The sequence below is a fragment of the uncultured Mesonia sp. genome (assembly GCA_947499595.1).
Taxonomy (GTDB): Bacteria; Bacteroidota; Bacteroidia; order Flavobacteriales; family Flavobacteriaceae; genus Mesonia; species Mesonia sediminis.
This window is the reverse complement of the sequence record CANMOY010000008.1, coordinates 35,134-52,320: the sequence shown is the minus strand read 5'-3', so window position 1 is coordinate 52,320 and position 17,187 is coordinate 35,134. Positions and strand designations below refer to the sequence as shown.

Annotated in this window: 13 protein-coding genes; 5 read left to right on the top strand and 8 right to left on the bottom strand. The window is 36.6% G+C overall.

What is annotated here, in order from left to right:
- Positions 1 to 61: 61 nt before the first annotated feature.
- Entirely contained in the window at positions 62 to 1,303 is a 1,242-nt protein-coding gene (locus tag ACH2AZ_RS09955; protein ID WP_394907737.1) for an ABC transporter permease, read from the bottom strand.
- A 9-nt stretch (positions 1,304 to 1,312) separates the two neighbouring features.
- On the opposite strand from ACH2AZ_RS09955, the gene ACH2AZ_RS09950 reads away from it, so the two are divergent.
- Positions 1,313 to 2,539, top strand: coding sequence for an exo-beta-N-acetylmuramidase NamZ domain-containing protein (locus tag ACH2AZ_RS09950; protein ID WP_394907736.1), 1,227 nt, complete (start codon positions 1,313 to 1,315; stop codon positions 2,537 to 2,539).
- A gap of 163 nt (positions 2,540 to 2,702) precedes the next feature.
- Here the strand turns inward: ACH2AZ_RS09950 and ACH2AZ_RS09945 are convergent, their stop codons facing one another.
- Positions 2,703 to 3,197: a YkgJ family cysteine cluster protein gene (locus ACH2AZ_RS09945; protein ID WP_394907735.1), complete on the bottom strand. Its 495-nt coding sequence runs from the start codon at positions 3,195 to 3,197 to the stop codon at positions 2,703 to 2,705.
- Positions 3,198 to 3,215: 18 nt separating this feature from the next.
- On the opposite strand from ACH2AZ_RS09945, the gene ACH2AZ_RS09940 reads away from it, so the two are divergent.
- Entirely contained in the window at positions 3,216 to 3,941 is a 726-nt protein-coding gene (locus tag ACH2AZ_RS09940; RefSeq protein WP_394907734.1) for a class I SAM-dependent methyltransferase, read from the top strand.
- 9 nt (positions 3,942 to 3,950) lie between these two features.
- On the opposite strand, the gene ACH2AZ_RS09935 is transcribed toward ACH2AZ_RS09940, so the two are convergent.
- Genes ACH2AZ_RS09935 through ACH2AZ_RS09925 form a run of 3 tightly spaced genes read right to left on the bottom strand, consistent with a single transcriptional unit; the run spans position 3,951 to position 10,396 of the window.
- On the bottom strand, positions 3,951 to 5,573 hold the full coding sequence (locus ACH2AZ_RS09935) for an amidohydrolase (RefSeq protein ID WP_394907733.1): 1,623 nt from the start codon (positions 5,571 to 5,573) through the stop codon (positions 3,951 to 3,953).
- 12 nt (positions 5,574 to 5,585) lie between these two features.
- Positions 5,586 to 7,331, bottom strand: a complete 1,746-nt coding sequence (locus tag ACH2AZ_RS09930) for a TonB-dependent receptor (RefSeq protein WP_394907732.1) — start codon at positions 7,329 to 7,331, stop codon at positions 5,586 to 5,588.
- Between the two features lie 41 nt (positions 7,332 to 7,372).
- On the bottom strand, positions 7,373 to 10,396 hold the full coding sequence (locus tag ACH2AZ_RS09925) for a tetratricopeptide repeat protein (RefSeq protein WP_394907731.1): 3,024 nt from the start codon (positions 10,394 to 10,396) through the stop codon (positions 7,373 to 7,375).
- Between the two features lie 222 nt (positions 10,397 to 10,618).
- On the opposite strand from ACH2AZ_RS09925, the gene ACH2AZ_RS09920 reads away from it, so the two are divergent.
- Genes ACH2AZ_RS09920 through ACH2AZ_RS09910 form a run of 3 tightly spaced genes read left to right on the top strand, consistent with a single transcriptional unit; the run spans position 10,619 to position 13,148 of the window.
- Positions 10,619 to 11,302, top strand: a complete 684-nt coding sequence (locus ACH2AZ_RS09920) for a cell division ATP-binding protein FtsE (RefSeq protein WP_394907730.1) — start codon at positions 10,619 to 10,621, stop codon at positions 11,300 to 11,302.
- Positions 11,303 to 11,317: 15 nt separating this feature from the next.
- Positions 11,318 to 12,214, top strand: coding sequence for a glycosyltransferase family 2 protein (locus ACH2AZ_RS09915; RefSeq protein WP_394907729.1), 897 nt, complete (start codon positions 11,318 to 11,320; stop codon positions 12,212 to 12,214).
- A complete protein-coding gene (locus tag ACH2AZ_RS09910) occupies positions 12,207 to 13,148 on the top strand; it encodes a glycosyltransferase family 2 protein (protein WP_394907728.1) in 942 nt (313 codons plus the stop codon). The genes ACH2AZ_RS09915 and ACH2AZ_RS09910 overlap by 8 nt, the downstream gene beginning before the upstream one ends.
- Here ACH2AZ_RS09910 and ACH2AZ_RS09905 read toward each other — a convergent pair.
- The 3 genes from ACH2AZ_RS09905 to ACH2AZ_RS09895 are packed head-to-tail and all read right to left on the bottom strand — an operon-like array spanning position 13,135 to position 17,082.
- On the bottom strand, positions 13,135 to 14,226 hold the full coding sequence (locus ACH2AZ_RS09905) for a glycosyltransferase (RefSeq protein WP_394907727.1): 1,092 nt from the start codon (positions 14,224 to 14,226) through the stop codon (positions 13,135 to 13,137). The two genes, ACH2AZ_RS09910 and ACH2AZ_RS09905, sit on opposite strands and share 14 nt — an antisense overlap.
- Positions 14,223 to 15,800, bottom strand: coding sequence for a phosphoethanolamine transferase (locus ACH2AZ_RS09900; RefSeq protein ID WP_394907726.1), 1,578 nt, complete (start codon positions 15,798 to 15,800; stop codon positions 14,223 to 14,225). Before ACH2AZ_RS09900 ends, ACH2AZ_RS09905 begins: the two co-directional genes overlap by 4 nt.
- Positions 15,793 to 17,082: an O-antigen translocase gene (locus ACH2AZ_RS09895; RefSeq protein WP_394907725.1), complete on the bottom strand. Its 1,290-nt coding sequence runs from the start codon at positions 17,080 to 17,082 to the stop codon at positions 15,793 to 15,795. The genes ACH2AZ_RS09900 and ACH2AZ_RS09895 overlap by 8 nt, the downstream gene beginning before the upstream one ends.
- Positions 17,083 to 17,187: the final 105 nt, after the last annotated feature.

The window sequence follows — 17,187 nt, the reverse complement described above, 5'->3', positions numbered from 1 at the left end:
TTAAAATCTTATAAAAATAAGAATTTGACAATTTAAATCCGCTTTAAGCGAGAGGCAAAAATCAGTCAAACTTTATCGCCTTCACCGGGTTTATTCTTGCAATTAATATACTAGGTATTAAAAGCATAAATAAACAAAGTAAAAGTGTACCAAAATTTATTAGTACAACGTAATTCCAATTTAAAAATACAGGTGCTTCGGTAACATAATAGGTTTCTGGGTTGAGGGCAATCAGCTTAAAATGTTTTTGAATAAGCAACAAACCAATACCAATTACATTACCCCAAAATAAACCCTTTAGTATTAAATAGGCGGCGTTATAAAGGAATATTTTACGGATACTCCAATCTGTTGCGCCCAAGGCTTTAAGCATTCCAATCATGGGGGTTCTTTCTAGTATGAGTACCAGTAAAGCTGTTATCATATTAATGCCTGAGACCAAAATCATAATTCCAATAATAAGTCCGATATTAAAATCAAATAAGGCCAACCATTCAAAAATTGAAGCATATTCTTGCTGAATGCTCACGGCATCTAAGAAAGAACTAATGTGTTCATAAATTGCTCTTCCCTTTTGAGGAAGCTCTTTAAAGTTATCTACAAACACCTCAAAATATCCTATTTGATTAGCATCCCATTTGTTTAAACGTTGTATTTGGGTAATATCGGCTAGTAAAAAAGTTTCGTCAAATTCCTGAAAGCCAGAATTGTATATTCCTACCACTTCAAAAGCGACTAAGCGAGGTCGTTTTTGATTTTCATCATTCATAAAATAGACCACCACTTGATCATCTAACTCAAACTTCAATCGCTTTGCCAGATAAGAAGAGATTAGAATTTCTTTACTATTGGGTGAGTTTGCTTTAAATTGCGGCAACCTTCCAGATACCAAATACTCTTCAAAATACGTCCAGTTATAATCTTGGCCTACCCCTTTAACTACAATTCCTTCAAAAGTTTCGGCGGTACGTATGACCCCATATTTGGTAGCCACCGCCTGAATGTGTTTTATACCTTCAATTTGATTAAAATCGGGGTAAAACTCTTGATGCTTATCGATAGGAATAACCGAAATCTGTGCATCTGTATTATTAATACTGCTTATTTTAACATGCCCATTAAATGCCGCTATTTTATCGCGGATCTTTTGCTGTAGCCCCACACCTGTAGCTACGGCAACCAACATCATAACCACTCCTACTGCAATTGCAGTAACCGCTATTTTAATAATTGGTGCAGATATACTACTTTTATAATCTTTAGCACCGATAAGGCGCTTACTTATAAAAAATTCGAAATTCAATTTTAGCTTATGTTTTTTCAATTGGTCAAAAATACACTTTTTCTTGCGGTTTTAGGTCTGGTTTCTTGTCAGGCTCAAACAAATTCAGAAAAACAAACCCACAATACCGAGCGCCAGGCTTCACCCTCAAGTACATTAATGGTAGGAGCAAACCAAACACAAGCTTATTTTAATAAACTCAAAGGTAAACGTATCGGAATAGTAGGGAATCAGACCTCGGTTATATTTAAAGAAAACGGAGCATATACCCATTTGGTCGATAGCTTATTGGCACATAATTTTAATATTGTTCGTGTTTTCTCACCCGAGCATGGTTTTAGAGGTAAGGCAGATGCAGGCGAGCAAGTAAAAAACGGTATGGATACACAAACGGGTCTACCCATCATTTCGCTGTATGGAAAAAACAAAAAACCCACTCCAGCACAACTAGAAGGTATAGATTTACTCATTTTTGACATACAAGATGTAGGCACCCGGTTTTACACTTATATTTCAACTTTGCATTATGTACTAGAGGCTGCTGCCGAAAACAATATTGCTGTTTTAGTTCTCGATAGGCCTAACCCCAATGGCGCTTATGTAGACGGTCCCGTTTTAGAATTACAACATAAAAGTTTTGTAGGAATGCATCCTATACCTATTGTACACGGTATGAGTATAGGCGAATATGCCCAAATGATTATAGGACAAAATTGGCTCGAAAGGGGCGTAAAACCCGAATTAGAAGTTATTCCAGTAAAAAATTACAGGCGCCAAGACCGGTATATTTTACCCATAAAACCCTCGCCAAATCTTCCCAACGCTCAGGCTATAAAACTATACCCTAGTCTTTGTTTTTTTGAGGGCACCCAGGTAAATGCAGGGCGTGGTACAGCCTTGCAATTCCAAGTTTTTGGTTCACCTTTTTTATCCAAAAACTATTTTGATTATTCCTATATCCCAAAAGCCAATGAGGGGGCCAAAAACCCAAAACATATGGGTCAATTATGTTATGGCAGGAACCTCTCAAATAGTAAAATCGAAAATAAAATACAATTAGATTGGCTGATTGAAGCCTATCAAAATACTGCCGATAAAAGTAAATTCTTTAACTCTTTTTTCACCAAGTTAGCGGGCACTGCAAAATTACAATCTCAAATCGAAGCAGGTTTAAGCCCAGAAGCCATTCGCAAAACTTGGCAACCGGCACTTGAAGAATTTAAAAAAATGAGAGCTAATTATTTGATTTACGAATAGCTTGGGTGTAATTATGGGTAACTGTAAAACTATTAAATTCTGGGAACCTTTAATATTCATCTCGCTTTGATACTTTTTGATGAAAACACCTGTTCCATTGTTAATAAGTTAGGTACAGGCCACAATAAAGCTCTATGTTATCTTGGCGAACAAATTATTCTATTTAAACTTTAATTTTCTCTTTCATCGCCTCAACAATTGCATACGCTGCAGGGCAGATAGCCACATTTTTAAGTGTTAAATTAGTAATTTGATGAAATTTTTTCCGATCGGTGTGCGGAAATTCGGCGCAAGCCTTTGGCCGCACTTCATAAATCAAACACCTGTTATCTTCGGCCAGAAAAGCACAAGGCAGCTGCTGCAAAACATAATCTTGATCTTCATCAATACGCAAATAGGTGGCTATAAAGTTTGCAGGTTTCATTCTCAAAAATTTCGAAATCCGTTTTATATCTTTATCCGTGAAAAGCGGTCCAGTAGTTTTACAGCAGTTAGCACAATCTAAACAGTAATCTTTAGCAAATTCTTCCTCGTGTAAATCTTGCATCAAGACATCGAGATGCTTAGGTGGCTTTTTTTTAAGCTTAGCAAAAAACTTTTTGTTCTGCTTATGCTTATCTTTGGCGTTTTTGGGTAGGTTTTTCAGCAAATCTTCCATACCACAAAAGTAAATGAAATGAAACAAGATAAAACCTATAATCCCGATATTTTTGGACAAGCCGTTCACGATTATTTTACTAACGGTCAAGCCGAATCAATTCGCGTTTGGCAAGAAGATTTCGATGAAGATGAAATTCCCACTGCCTATCTCTTCAGAGCTTTCGAAGATATGCCAGCTATAGAGCAAAAAGCGCTTAAAAATAGTTTTGGTCATTGCCTTGATGTTGGTTGCTGCGCGGGCAGCCACTCCTTGTACTTACAAAAAAAGGGCCTAAAAGTTACCGCCATAGATATTTCTGCTAAAGCCATAGAAGTATGTCGCTTACGCGGAATTAAAGATGCCCAAGTAAAAAGCTTTTTTGAGGTTGAAGAACAATTTGACACTATCCTGATGCTTATGAACGGTAGTGGTATTATAGGAAAGCTCAATCAATTGGAATCTTTTTTTCAGCAGCTTAAAAAGATTTTAAAACCCGGCGGACAATTGTTAATCGACTCTTCAGATTTGCGGTACTTATATGAAGAGGAAGACGAATCCTTATCAAAAATAACCTCACAAAAGTATTATGGAGAGGTTCAATATCAAATACAATATAAAGAACAAAAAAGCCAGTGTTTTGATTGGCTTTATATCGATTTTGAAAAATTAAAATTAGCTGCTTCAGCTCAAGGATTTTCGTGTAAACAATTGCTTGCGGGCGAGCACTATGATTACTTAGCACAAATTACTTATAATAATTAATACTGGGATTTAATATACTTTTTCGCCATTTACATAAGTTGCCAAAACACGGGTAAGCGGCAACTGCTGCTCACTCACTTTCATCAAATCTTGGTTTAACACAACAAAATCGGCAAATTTTCCCACGGCAATACTGCCTTTTTCTTGTTCTTCAAAATTAGCATAGGCTGCCCAAATAGTCATGCCTTTTAATGCTTCTTCTCGTGTCAAAGCCTGAGCCTTTTGAAATCCGTTGGTCGGATAGTTCTCCAAATCTTTTCGGGCTACAGCCGCATAAAAAGTAAGCATAGGGTTTACCTTTTCTATCGGGAAATCGGTTCCCAAAGCTACCAAGCCAGCCGCCTCTAAAAGTTTCTTATAGGCATAAGCATTTTGCAATCTCTTTTCACCTAGCCGATCTTTTGCCCAATACATATCGCTTGTTGCGTGAGTGGGCTGTACAGACGGAATGATATTTTTATCAAAATAATTAAAATCTTGGGGAGCTACCACCTGGGCATGCTCAACTCTCCACCTTCTGTTGGGTTTATCTTTTAAAAGGTTTTTATAAGTGCTCAACACCACGGTATTTGCAGAATCTCCTATGGCATGGGTATTCATTTGCCAAGAAGATTGAGAAAGTTTTTGGGCTAGTGCTTTAAAATCGGATATACCAATAAGCATACTCCCATAATGTCCTTTTTTATCGGAGTAAGGCTGTTTTAGCGCCGCACCTCGAGAACCCAAAGCGCCGTCGGCAAACACCTTAACAGATCTAAGGTTTAAAAAATCGGTTTTTAGCGGTCCTCGTTCTAAAAAATAATCAATCTCCTCTGCATTATTGGCTAGCATAGCATAAAGTCTAACCTTTAGCACATCCGCCTGTTGCAAACTATCAATCAATTCAATTTTATTTTTGTTTAATCCTGCATCGGCTATACTGGTTAAACCGTTTTTAAAAGCTATCTCTTGTGCTGCTAGCAAAGCATCAATTTGGGTAGCACGCGTAGGCTCTGGAATAATAGCTTGCACCGGCTGCATGGCATTATCTATCAACACTCCTGTTAATTCTCCTTGGTGCTTTAATAATTGCCCACCTGATATTTCGGTATCGGCATTAAGATTGGCCAATTGCAAAGCTTTGGTATTAGCCAAAAGCGCGTGCCCATCTATGCGTGTAAGCACCACTGGCGTGTCAGGAAACAAGTCATCTAAGGCTTTGTTAGTAGGAAATTCCTTATTGGGCCAATCGTTTTGATCCCAACCCCTACCTATAATAAACTGGCGTTGTTCTTGCTCTTGAAAAGCTTTTAACCTTTCTAAAACCTCATCAAAACTTTTAGTGCCGGTTAGCTCTACCCTTTGCTGCTGCATAGCCAAGTTATAAAAATGAGCGTGCGCGTCAATAAAGCCAGGATAAATAGCTTTGCCTTTGGCATCAAAGCTTTGCTTGGCTTTATACTGTAAATGCAAATCTTCGTAACCTCCCAAGGCTACGATTTTTCCATCTTTAACAGCAAAACCCTTCACCACATCAAAGGCATCATTCACAGTATAAACTTTAGCATTGCTTACTATTAAATCAACCTCTTCGCGCTGTTCACAAGCGCTAAAAAGCATAAGCATACAGCAACTAAACAGTATATTCTTCATAATCAATTCTTTTTACCAATCAAATTGATAAGTGGCTCCCGCCATAATTTGCAAACCTTGTGTAGGATATGCATACCAACGCTCATAATTATCGCCTAGTAGGTTGTTACCTCTTAAAAAGAATCCCCATTGCTCGGTGAATTGATAATCTACCCGTAAATTGGCATCTATAAAAGCGTCTAACGATTGGGTTTGTGCACTAGACTCTGGGGTGCTATCAATAATAAATAAACTATCTTTTCTCTCGCCCATTGCCAGCATACTCGCGCTTATTAACCATTTTTGGTCAATCGCATAATTTAACATAAGTTGACTTTCAAATTGTGGTAAATTCCAAGCTTCTGGCTCTCTGTCTTCACCGTAGCTATAAAAACTTCCGTTTAATTTTAGGTTAAATTGATTGTTAATATCCAATTGCAATTCTGCAAATAATTGTAATGTATTTACCTCATCGTAAACCACGCCAAAGCTATTGAAATATTCGTAACCCTCACGAGGGCTTACATTTTGGTTATCTGTGCTATGCTTAAATAAGGCTTTATTAACTTCATTTTGGTAACTGGCTTTTACATTATAGCTTAAGGCTTCGGTAAACTTACCTTTACCACCTACAAAAACATCATATTGTTTATCGGTGGGGGCAACCACCAATGCCGGCGCTACAAACGGATTGTTTTGGGTAAAACCATAATAAGAGTTTTGTTTTAATCCGCCTTGAGCGCCCCCATAAACCGTAAAATAATCGCCTGCTAAACGGTAACTACCACTGACTTTTGGGTAGATATAAAAATTATTTTTCTCGTTTTCAACATCCATACTGTAAACCAGTTCGGCACCTAATTGCACTGAGTAATCTTGATCTGACAAGACGATACGCGGACTAATACTCGAATTGAGGTAAGCGTATTTAGGCATAAAACTTACATTATTGGGTTGTTCGTCAAAATTACCATTTACATAATCAAATTTGAGCTCTAGGTCTACAGGCAATTGCGTTAAAGGCAGTTCAAATTTAGGGGTTAAAACCAATCGGTTCTCACCTGCACCCCAATTATCTGCGAAGCGCATATAGCTTAAATCAATAGCTTGAAACACCCCTTCTCCCGTATTTAAATAAGCATCTAGTCCGCCACCTAAATAAGCGTGACCGGTTTCTATACCGTCTAACAAAGGTTCTGGAATAAAAAATTCTTGCGGTAAACCGTACCAATTAAAAGACTGGTGTAAGGCATTAATTTGTGTACCCCAGGTAAAACTACGTGTTTCTTGCTCATAACCTAGCTTGAGTTGGGTATCATAAAACTCATCATCTAAGGCTACTCCGTCTATTCCTCCTTGGGTAGATTGGTGGGTAAAACTTAAATTGAGATCTTGGTAACGACTTAGCGGGATGCGTCCGAAAAAAGCAGCGTCTACATTAAAGTAGTTGCCTACACCTAAAGAAGCATAATTATCAAAACTTGCGGGTAAAGCCTGTTGTTGCACTCGGGCCGCTCTGCCCTTTGCTGGGGTAAAAGTTGAGGCTACTGGAAAAGAATTAATGGTGTAGTTTACTTTTTTCTTTTGTCGCTCGGTAGAATCATTGATCACTGGGTTCTGCTTAATTTTAAAAGCATCACTTACCGTGGGCGAATATGGTTTTACAATTATCAAGCGTTCGGTATCTATATCGCCTTGCTCTTCTTTGTCTTCTTGGGCAAAACTTAAGGCTGTGCTAACAAGGAATAAGCCAATGGATATACCTAATTTAAAACGCATAGAAGTATTGAATTTATGATTATATAACATAGCTATTTTTTCTAATTTTGAGGGGTTTCTACAGAAGAATTGGTTTTGGCTTCATTGGTTTTTATACGAATCAATTCGGCTTTAGCTTCTTCAACCAAATCGGGGTAGGCTTTAAAATTCTTGATGATATTTTCTAACACATAGGTACTCTGATAGGCATCATTCAAATCATAGAAATTTTTTGCCATCACGAGAAGTCCTTTGCCTCCAAATTTCTTATAACCCGAATAATCTCTGGCTAAAGTTTGCACCGCCTCGTTTGACTTTTGATAGGCGCCATCTTCGCGTAAAAAGTAAGCATCATAATAATGTGCTTCTGCTGCCAATGCTCCTTGTGCTATTTTCTTTACGGCTTCATACGCCTTTCTAGCCTTTGCATCATCGCCTAATTTTATCGCCGCCCGAGCAATAAAAACTTGCGCATCACTCTTTATACTGTTTTCTATTTTCTGATTTTCAAGTACGCGATCGGCGTAGGTGATGGTTTGTGCATACTGCTCTTGCGCATAATAGGCTTTCATTAAATTTGACTGCGCAAAGGTGATATTTTGTGGAAAATCTGCTTCTTGTTCCAATCGAGTTAAAATTGGAATAGCCGATTTATAATCTTCTTGTTCAAGGTAAACCTGACCCAGTCGAGCTAAGGATTGCTCTGTAAACTCACTGCGCGACTGATTGATTACATATTGGTAATGCGGAATGGCCGCTGCATAATTTTCATCGGCGTAATTGATTTGAGCCAAATAAAAGTGAGCCGATAAAGCGTGTAAACCTTTAGGGAATTGATTCAAGTATTTTTCAAATCCTTTTTTGGCTTGGGTCATTTTATTTTCAATAAATGGTAATTCTGCCGCCTCATAAGTAGCGTTATCGATATCAGAATCGGCTACCTCAACAAAATCAAGACCGCCTACCCATTGGGCATACTTCTCTGTTCTTCCTAAATCTACATAAATGCTACGCGCGGTTTTTACCGCTTGGTTGGCTTCGGTGGTATTGGGGTAATCGGCTACGACCTTTTTAAATGTTCCCAATGCCTGTTCGCCTTGATTGTTGTTATAATACAGCAATCCTACCTTTAGCATAGATTTTGAAACATACGAGCTAGTAGGTAGTTCTTTTTGCAAACGTTTATATGCTGCAAGAGCTTGGTTGGTTTTACCTTCGGCCACATAGGTATTTCCCAATTCATACAAGGCATCATCTTTATAAATACTTGTAGGATACTTGGCAATGAAATTGTTTAAATCTTCAATTTTACGCTCATTCTTATCTACAAAACCATAGCTTATGGCTTTTTGAAAGTACGCGTAATCAGAGTCAATACCCTTTAAGCCAATGGCTTTATTATAAGCCTCCATCGCGGGCCAATAATCACTGCTTACAAAATAACTATCGCCTAGTCTTAAATAGGTGTCGTTTTTTTGTGCTAAAGGCACCGATTCTTGTTCGCTATATTTTTTAAAATGCTTTATGGCTTGGGTATAGTCTTTGGTTTTAAAATAGGCATAAGCAATATTATAATCTATGGCTTGCATGGCCTCGGTTTCATTGGCTTTTGGCATACCTAGAAACTCCTTGTACCCAATTAAAGCTTCTTTAAAATTACCTAAATTATATTGCGTCTCGGCCTTCCAATAGGTAGCTTTAGCCGTAAATAAGGCATCGCTACGATTAGCCAAAGATTGATTAAAGTAATGTAGTGCTTCGCTGTAACGGTTCTCATTATACAGCTCTACCCCTCTATAAAAACTAACTTTTTGATACACTTGCTTATCGTTAAAGCGTTTGCTACCCTCTAAAAGATCTAGTGCTTTTTTATAGTTTTTACTAGTGATATAAGAATCGATTAAAAGGTTCTGTATCTCGGTCGTGGCCGGATTATTGGGATAACGCTCAACAAAATCGGTTAATACTTCGGGAATACTTTTGTAGGAGTTTCCTATTTCATAGCTCAACTTGGCGTAATTAAGCGCAGCGTCTTCTTGAATCTTAGGCTCAAAATCCATTTCAGAGGCATTTTTAAAAGCGTTAAGTGCCTGTTGTTTCTGGTTTAATTCTACATAAGATTCTGCCAGATGGTAATAGGCATTCTGTGCCACGTGATTTTGACCGTCTATAATTTTATTGAATTCATTTATAGCATTTTGATACTCGCCTTGTTTATAATAAGCATAACCTAACTGGTAATAATCGGTGTTATTCCATTTACCTCGCTTCCCTTGGTATTCTTTTAAATATGGAATAGCCTCTTCATATTGCCCTAAGTTAAAATAGCTTTCTCCTATTATTTTATTCAGTTCAGATTTTTCAAGTCGGTTAGAGCGATCTAGCTGTTCTTTACCCAAAGCAATGGCTTCTTCAAACTTTCCCAATTTAAAATTCATATCGGCTTGAAAGTAAGACAAGGTCTTGTCTAAACGTTTATCACCTTTAACGGCATCAAACATCTGGTTGGCTTCTTCATATTCATCGCCTTCATAAGCCATAAAACCCAAATAGTATTTCGCCTGTGCCCCAAATTCTTGATCGTCTCGCACGCGGTTCAAGTACTTCTTTGCCTCGTTTGTTCTACCGGCCTTAAAATAGGTGTACCCATTATTAAAATAATAAGTAGTTTTTTCTTCTTTGCTTAGACCATCTACATCTACCTTATTATACCAGTTCCTAGCTTCCACGTAATTGCCAGCCGAAAAGTAATAATTGGCTACGTTATAGTAGGCCGAATTTCGTTTGGTACTGGTGGGGTGATTTTGAACAAAATTATCTAAGAGTTGTTCGGCGTTGCTAGCCTGTGTTCGCACCGCACAGAGCGCGATATAATAATCACAATCGGCTTTAAGCTCTTCGCTTTGCGTTAACTGCTTGGCCTCTTTAAACAAATTTTGTGCGGCTTGGTACTGCTGTTTATTGAATAAACGAGTCGCCTGCTGGTAGGTCATAAAATTCTCGGTATACACTGCGGTTTGCTGACTGTAACTCGAGAAACCCGAACCGATTCCTAATACTAAACAAAATCCTATTGTTTTAAACATAAAGTCGCTTTTTTATCAAAACTCAAATATAAAAGAATTGCTTACTACATAACGCCAAACCCGGGTAATAATTATATCAAATTTAGCATTTTAGTCAGTCTTTATTTCCGCTTGACGCAAAAGCAAACTCATGAATTTTATTACTACACCTATAAATTGAGTACGCTAGTAAAATAGAACTTAAAAACTTTTGTTACCTTTAGCCTCAAATCTTAAAAAGCTATGGCGCAATCTATCCTTTCGCTTCGCAACGCGGCGATTTACCAAAGAGAAAGTCTTATTTTATCTGAAGTAAATGTAGAAATCAATAAAGGTGATTTTGTTTATTTAATTGGTAAAACAGGAACCGGTAAAAGTAGTTTTATGAAAACGCTATACGGTGATATTCCCTTGAAAGAGGGCGAAGGAACTATTGTAGGTACCGATTTACGTAAACTCAAAGAAAAAGATATTCCTTTTTTACGCCGCAAACTCGGCGTGGTTTTTCAAGATTTTAAATTGCTGAACGACCGCAATATAAAAGAAAATCTAATGTTTGTCTTAAAAGCTACAGGCTGGAAAGACAAGGTCAAAATGGAAGAAAAAATTGATACGGTATTAAACAAAGTGGGTATGAAAACCAAAAATTTTAAATACCCCTACCAACTTTCTGGTGGTGAACAACAACGTATTGCCATCGCGCGTGCTTTACTCAACGACCCCGAATTAATACTAGCCGATGAGCCTACGGGTAATTTAGATCCACAAACCTCTGTAGAGGTAATGGAGGTTTTGCAAGAAATTAACCGTAACGGTAATACCATTTTAATGGCTACACACGATTATGCTTTGCTATTAAAATACCCGTCTAAAACCTTAAAATGCGACGGCCAAAAAGTGTTTGAAGTAGTACAGAAAACGGCTTAAAAAGAAGATTTACTTATGATTTCTGTTCTGATTCCCACTTATAACTATACTATTTTTCCATTGGTACAGAAAGTACACCAACTCCTCGCTGCCGAGAAAATCGATTTTGAAATTATTTGTTTAGATGATGCTTCTACCAACCCATCTAGTATAGATGAAAATGAAGAGATCAATGCTTTAGAACACGCATCTTATCAAGTACTTAAAGTAAATATTGGGAGAAGCAGAATTAGGAATCTTCTGGCAGACACTGCAAAATTTGATTGGCTACTTTTTTTAGATGCCGATGTGATGCCCATTAAAGATGATTTTATAAAAAACTACCTTAAATTTATTTCTAATGACCACGACATTATTTACGGAGGTATTAAGTATGTTCCCAACAAACCCGATGCTGCTCAACGCTTACGCTGGCATTACGGGAATTTAAGAGAAGCTTTAGCCACCGAAAAACGCAGTAGAAAACCCTATGTTTCTTTTCTTACACTTAATTTTCTAATCCGTAAGTCAGTTTTTAAGAAGGTAAAGTTTAATGAAGATATCCCAAATTTAAGACACGAAGACACGCTATTTTCTTATCAACTTCAGCAAGCTGAGGTTCCTATCTTACATATTAATAATCCGGTGTATCATTTAGGAATAGAAAGCAGTAAAGAGTTCTTGAAAAAATCTTTAGATTCTTTAAAAGCTGCCCTGTATTTTAAAGAACATAAACTTATTGACCCCGACTATATTAAAATTTTAGCCTTTCATAAAAAATTAAAAAAAGCAAAGTTAGATCGTGCTGCCGCTTCCTTGCCAAAAAGCACTTTACGCCACATCGAACGAAATTTATTGGGACCCAAACCTTCTTTGCGTCTTTTTGATTTGTACCGTCTTTACCACTTAATTCAACTCGATAGAAATGCCTAGGTTTTCTGTGGTTATACCTATGTATAATAAAGCTGATTATATTCAGCGAAGTGTACACTCTGTATTGCAACAAACACTTGTAGATTTTGAATTGCTCATTGTGAATGATTGCTCTACAGATAAAAGTTTATCTCGTGCAGAAAAAATAGAAGATTCTAGAATAACCATTCTTCAACACGAGGTAAATAAAGGTTTATCAGCTTCAAGAAATACTGGGATTTCTAATGCTAAAGGAGATATTATCACTTTTTTAGATGCCGATGATGAATGGAAGCCCAACTTTCTTGCTGCAATTGACACCCTTGCTAGAAAATTTCCCGAATGCGATATTTATGGAACCGATTACGAGGAAAAGATTAACAACCATACCGTTATTCCCGTAAAAAACCTTCCCAAAGCGGTGAGGCCTAATCAATATGTGAAAATTGAAGATTTCTTTACCGCCAGTTTATTCAACCCTATTTATTGCTATAGTTGTGTTGCATTTTCTAGAAAGGCATTAAATAAAATTGGAAATTTTAATACCGCAGTAGATATAGGAGAGGATTTAGATTTTAACATAAGAGCCAATTCTCAATTTAAATTGGCTTATTATTATAAGGCTTGTGCAATTTACTATGTAGACATTCCTAATCAAATGACAAATAGTACTATTCGCAATAAAAAGCTAATAGATTTCAAGAAGTTTGACCGTCAAGCGGAAAGTCATCCCGGGTTAAAAAAATACCTTAATGCTAGCCGGTATTATTACGCCTCCCAATATAAAAATCAGCGGAATAAAGCCTTGTTTGAAAAGTTTAAAAAAGAAATAGATTTTTCGGCGCTCAGCTTTAAACAGAAAGTTTTACTTGAATGTCCGTTTTGGATGTATCAGCGTTTAAAAAAATTAAAAGCCTTTTTGATAAAAAGAGGAATTAAAGTCACTCCTTTTTGAGCCCAGTTAGGTATTGCTTCCAAAGCTGCTTAACCTTCTCCATAGAGAAACAAGCTACACTTTCAAGTGCAAAACCCTTACATTGCTCATATAATGCTCTATCGTCAATCATTCTATTCATCGCCTGGGTTAAGGCTTTAAAATTTTGGTTTACAACCAATAGACCATTTTTTTCATGTTGAATAATTTCACTCGGCCCCGAAGAGCAATTAAAAGCCACCACAGGAGTTTCGCAGGCCAATGCTTCTACCAACACATTGGGAAATCCTTCATATTTACTGCTTAAAACCAAAAATTTAGCATGCTTTAAAAAAGGAAAAGGATTAGTTTGAAAAGCTAGCAGTTCTACATGGTTTTGCAACGCTAATTGCATAATTCTATTCTTAAGCACTTCATTCTTGTTGCCATCTCCCATAATAACCAATTTTATCCCTTTCTTTGGCAAATTGCTTTTTGAAAACGCTAGGATTAAAGCCTCAAACTGTTTTACAGGATGATTTCTACCTACAGCAATAATATACTCCACTGGTGTATTTAGGCTTTCGTTAGCTTTACGCTGAATTGCTTTTATATCTATAGCATTAGGAATGGCTGTAACATTACTAAAACCGTATTGCTGTTGTACCTCCTGCTTTATTTCTTTGGCTACGGTTATGATCCCCGCATAATCCGCGTATAAATGTTGCGCGAGTTTTTTGGGTTGCGGAAAATACCAATCTAACCTATAACTGCGCACCATATTTACCATGGGGTATTTAAAAACCAATCTATTCAGTAACTTTTCCCTTAACGGAAAATCCTTCATTCTAAAATCTAAAATTAAATCGGGATTTTCGCCTTTTAAAGTTGTATGAAGTTTTTTATACCTTAAATACTTGGCAATTGAAGAGCGTGAACCGGTTTTATACTTCCCTAAATTAATCAACTTTCCTTGGTAGGGATAGGCTACATCATCAAACAAGGTCACTATAAAAATTTTATGCCCCAATTCAGATAAAAGTTTCGAAATAATTCCTGCTGCACGCTCGGCTCCTCCCCCGTTTAAGCGGTCGATTAAAATCCCTATTTTGTAACTCATTTTTTCTCTTTCGCTTTAAATTCATCAAAATCAACTCCATCTTGAATCAGACGTTTTCTAGGCTGAAAAGAATCGCTAAAAATACTCCTAGTTCTTTTTAAACCTTCTGCAGAAATACCCATTAAATGGGTTAGCGTATGCGGAAAGTCATCTAGCATATAGGCTCTACTGGTATCGATCACAAAGTCGGTTGGCGTTTCAAAGCTGGGAGATTTCCAAAATATAAAAGGAATTTCATACATCGTTGAAGTAGGTTTATCTTCAAAATGCCCAAAAAAATCAGCAACATCATACATCTCTTCTCCGTGATCTGAAAAATATAAGAAAGCACTCTTTTTGTTTTGTTGCTGTATTAATTTTAAAACTTCCGAAAGCACATAATCATTGTAGCGAATGGCATTGTCATAGGTGTTAATATTACTCGTTTTTTCGTTTTTCTCTTCGGTTTTAAAGTAATTAAAACGAGGAGGATAACGCTTATTATAAGCATAATGATTTCCGGCAAGGTGAAGAAAAATAACTTTTTTACCTTCTTCACTTAAGGTTTCATTCAGTAAAGGTAACAGTACCTCGTCATAATTTCCATTTTCATTAAAAGCTGAGTAATTTAGAAATACTGTCTCATGAGAAACTGAGGCTAGTTTAGAAATTAAATTATCATGAAAGCCAACGGGACGTTGATTGGAAAGCCAATAGGTTTTGTAGTTGGCACTTTTCAAAAACTGTATAAGCAATTGTGAGGCTTTAGGGTTTTCATAATTTGCCAGCGTAAGGGCATCATATAAAGAGCCCATAGTATAAACGTGAGAACTTATCACATCATTAAATAATTTTAAAGAGTCTTGCGCTATCAATAACGGATTGGTAGGCCTATCATAGCCATACACTTGCATATGTTTTCTACTGGCAGATTCTCCTATGGCTACCACAATCAAATCATTTTGAGTAGTGGCGGCTACTTCAATCTGTAAATTTTCTGCTCTAAATTGTTCTATTTCATTTACCTGCTGCTTGTATTGCGCGTAAGATTTTACCGTGATATACGGTAAATTATAGATTATAAGCTTAGAAAATTTAAGCACCCCTGCTAGCATTAAAATAAATACGACACCGGTTATAATCTTGGGTTTTGATATCGCTTTCGCGGAAGCTATAGATTTAGGAAAAAATGAAAAAAGAGGAAGTAAAAATAAAAGTAACCACAGCAGATAATAGGTAGAGAACGTTTGGCTAAATTCGGTTATCTCGGCAGTATTGGTATTTAGAATCACATAAATATAACTCGCGTTAAATCTGGTTTCAAATAGAATATACAATCCGGTTTCAATAATTAAAATCAAGTAAAAGCCAATCAACATGGCCTTACTAATCCATTTACTGCCTTTAAAAGAATTTAAAATTAAAACAGACACATAAATAATTATCCCAAAAAGCGTGTTTTCTAAAACATTTAAAAACGTTGAAGGTCCTATTTGATGAATACCTACCTCCAGCAACAGCGCCAAAATTATGGGGTAAATCAATAACACGATTAAACTCGCTTTAGAGGCTTGTAAGTTGAGGATTCTATTCATTTTTTTTTGAGTTAAAATGCATATAAACGAAAAACAAAACCAGAACTAAATAGATAAAATAAGCCAAAGCATAGGCTTTCACTATTCCTTGCAACCCATAAACCTCAATAAACAGATGACTAAAAATAAGATAGGAAAGGTTTAAAACGCTGTTGCTAATTAAATAAGCCTTAATCATTCGTTTGGCGTGGAACTGCTTTACCAGAGCGATGGCTAAGATGCTTATAAAATCACCAACCAACTGCCAAAAAAATAAACGCTCTGTAGGTAAAAATTCATCGCCCAACAACAATTGAAGCAACCAAGTACGCAAAAAGTAGATTATAAAAAATGCAACTACCAGCAAAGGGATTGTAAGGGTATAAAAATGCTTCAACTCTTTTTTAAAGCTACCAAACGCATCGGTTTTTGCTAGTTTGGGTAACAAATAAAATGAAGTAAGGCTTATAAAAAACATCAAGTAAAAAGAGGACAATCTATTCATAGCCTCCCAATAACCAGCGTCTTCTGTAGATAAGGTTTTAATTACTAAATTTCTAATCATTAAATAAGTAACCGAAACTATTGCGGTAGCATAAATGGTCATCAATAAATAACCACTTAATTTTTTTACCGCAGTAAGTGAAAATAATTTGAATCGAAATAAATTTAATAATACCTCTCTTTCTTTTCCTAGCCCTAAAAGCATAAAGATAAAAACCAATATTGGTCCTAAGATAACGCCTATAAGCGCGCCTCTCAAACCCATTTGAAGCGCCAAGACAATGGTCATTACCATATTGCCTAGGCTTAAAACTCCATTAAGCACTACTAATTTTTTGTAGCGCTCTAAACCATTAAATATATAAATTAATAATAGATTGAGCGATAAAAAGGGTAAGCCCACAGCAACCAACCGAATGATGTCTGCGTATGCATCTGTTTTGAAAACCATCTCACTCCAAAAAGAAGAAAACAAAAAAAGCACTACCCCAAAGACTAGCGCTACCCCCATACTCAATTGAAAAATACTGGCGATAATTTGTTGCTGTTGCTTAGCGTCTTCTTGGTATTCTGATACGTATCTTATGGCCCCGTTTTGATAACCTTCGGCAGTAAAACTAGAAATAGTTTGAGTAAAATTTCGCAAGTTTCCTAATAAAGCTAAGCCAGACGGACCTATTACCCGACTAACTACCATTGTGGTGGCCACTCCAGATAAAGCTTTGAGCGCAACAATAATTCCGTTAAAATAAGAAGCTTTTAATAAAAGCCGATGTGTATTAAAAAACCTAAACCTCATTCGAAACTACTAAAGATACGAAGATACACTATTGAAGATTAATCTTTAGGTAAGCTACTAAAAAAGAATAACCCCAAACCAGTAGGTTTGGGGTTATTATGATAT

What these genes read in the sequence shown, in the direction of transcription:
- ACH2AZ_RS09950 (WP_394907736.1), top strand. Translation starts at nt 1,313, where the DNA reads ATGTTTTTTCAATTGGTCAAAAATACACTTTTTCTTGCGGTTTTAGGT.
- ACH2AZ_RS09945 (WP_394907735.1), bottom strand. Translation starts at nt 3,197, where the DNA reads ATGGAAGATTTGCTGAAAAACCTACCCAAAAACGCCAAAGATAAGCAT.
- ACH2AZ_RS09940 (WP_394907734.1), top strand. Translation starts at nt 3,216, where the DNA reads ATGAAACAAGATAAAACCTATAATCCCGATATTTTTGGACAAGCCGTT.
- ACH2AZ_RS09935 (WP_394907733.1), bottom strand. Translation starts at nt 5,573, where the DNA reads ATGAAGAATATACTGTTTAGTTGCTGTATGCTTATGCTTTTTAGCGCT.
- ACH2AZ_RS09930 (WP_394907732.1), bottom strand. Translation starts at nt 7,331, where the DNA reads ATGCGTTTTAAATTAGGTATATCCATTGGCTTATTCCTTGTTAGCACA.
- ACH2AZ_RS09925 (WP_394907731.1), bottom strand. Translation starts at nt 10,396, where the DNA reads ATGTTTAAAACAATAGGATTTTGTTTAGTATTAGGAATCGGTTCGGGT.
- ACH2AZ_RS09920 (WP_394907730.1), top strand. Translation starts at nt 10,619, where the DNA reads ATGGCGCAATCTATCCTTTCGCTTCGCAACGCGGCGATTTACCAAAGA.
- ACH2AZ_RS09915 (WP_394907729.1), top strand. Translation starts at nt 11,318, where the DNA reads ATGATTTCTGTTCTGATTCCCACTTATAACTATACTATTTTTCCATTG.
- ACH2AZ_RS09910 (WP_394907728.1), top strand. Translation starts at nt 12,207, where the DNA reads ATGCCTAGGTTTTCTGTGGTTATACCTATGTATAATAAAGCTGATTAT.
- ACH2AZ_RS09905 (WP_394907727.1), bottom strand. Translation starts at nt 14,226, where the DNA reads ATGAGTTACAAAATAGGGATTTTAATCGACCGCTTAAACGGGGGAGGA.
- ACH2AZ_RS09900 (WP_394907726.1), bottom strand. Translation starts at nt 15,800, where the DNA reads ATGAATAGAATCCTCAACTTACAAGCCTCTAAAGCGAGTTTAATCGTG.
- ACH2AZ_RS09895 (WP_394907725.1), bottom strand. Translation starts at nt 17,082, where the DNA reads ATGAGGTTTAGGTTTTTTAATACACATCGGCTTTTATTAAAAGCTTCT.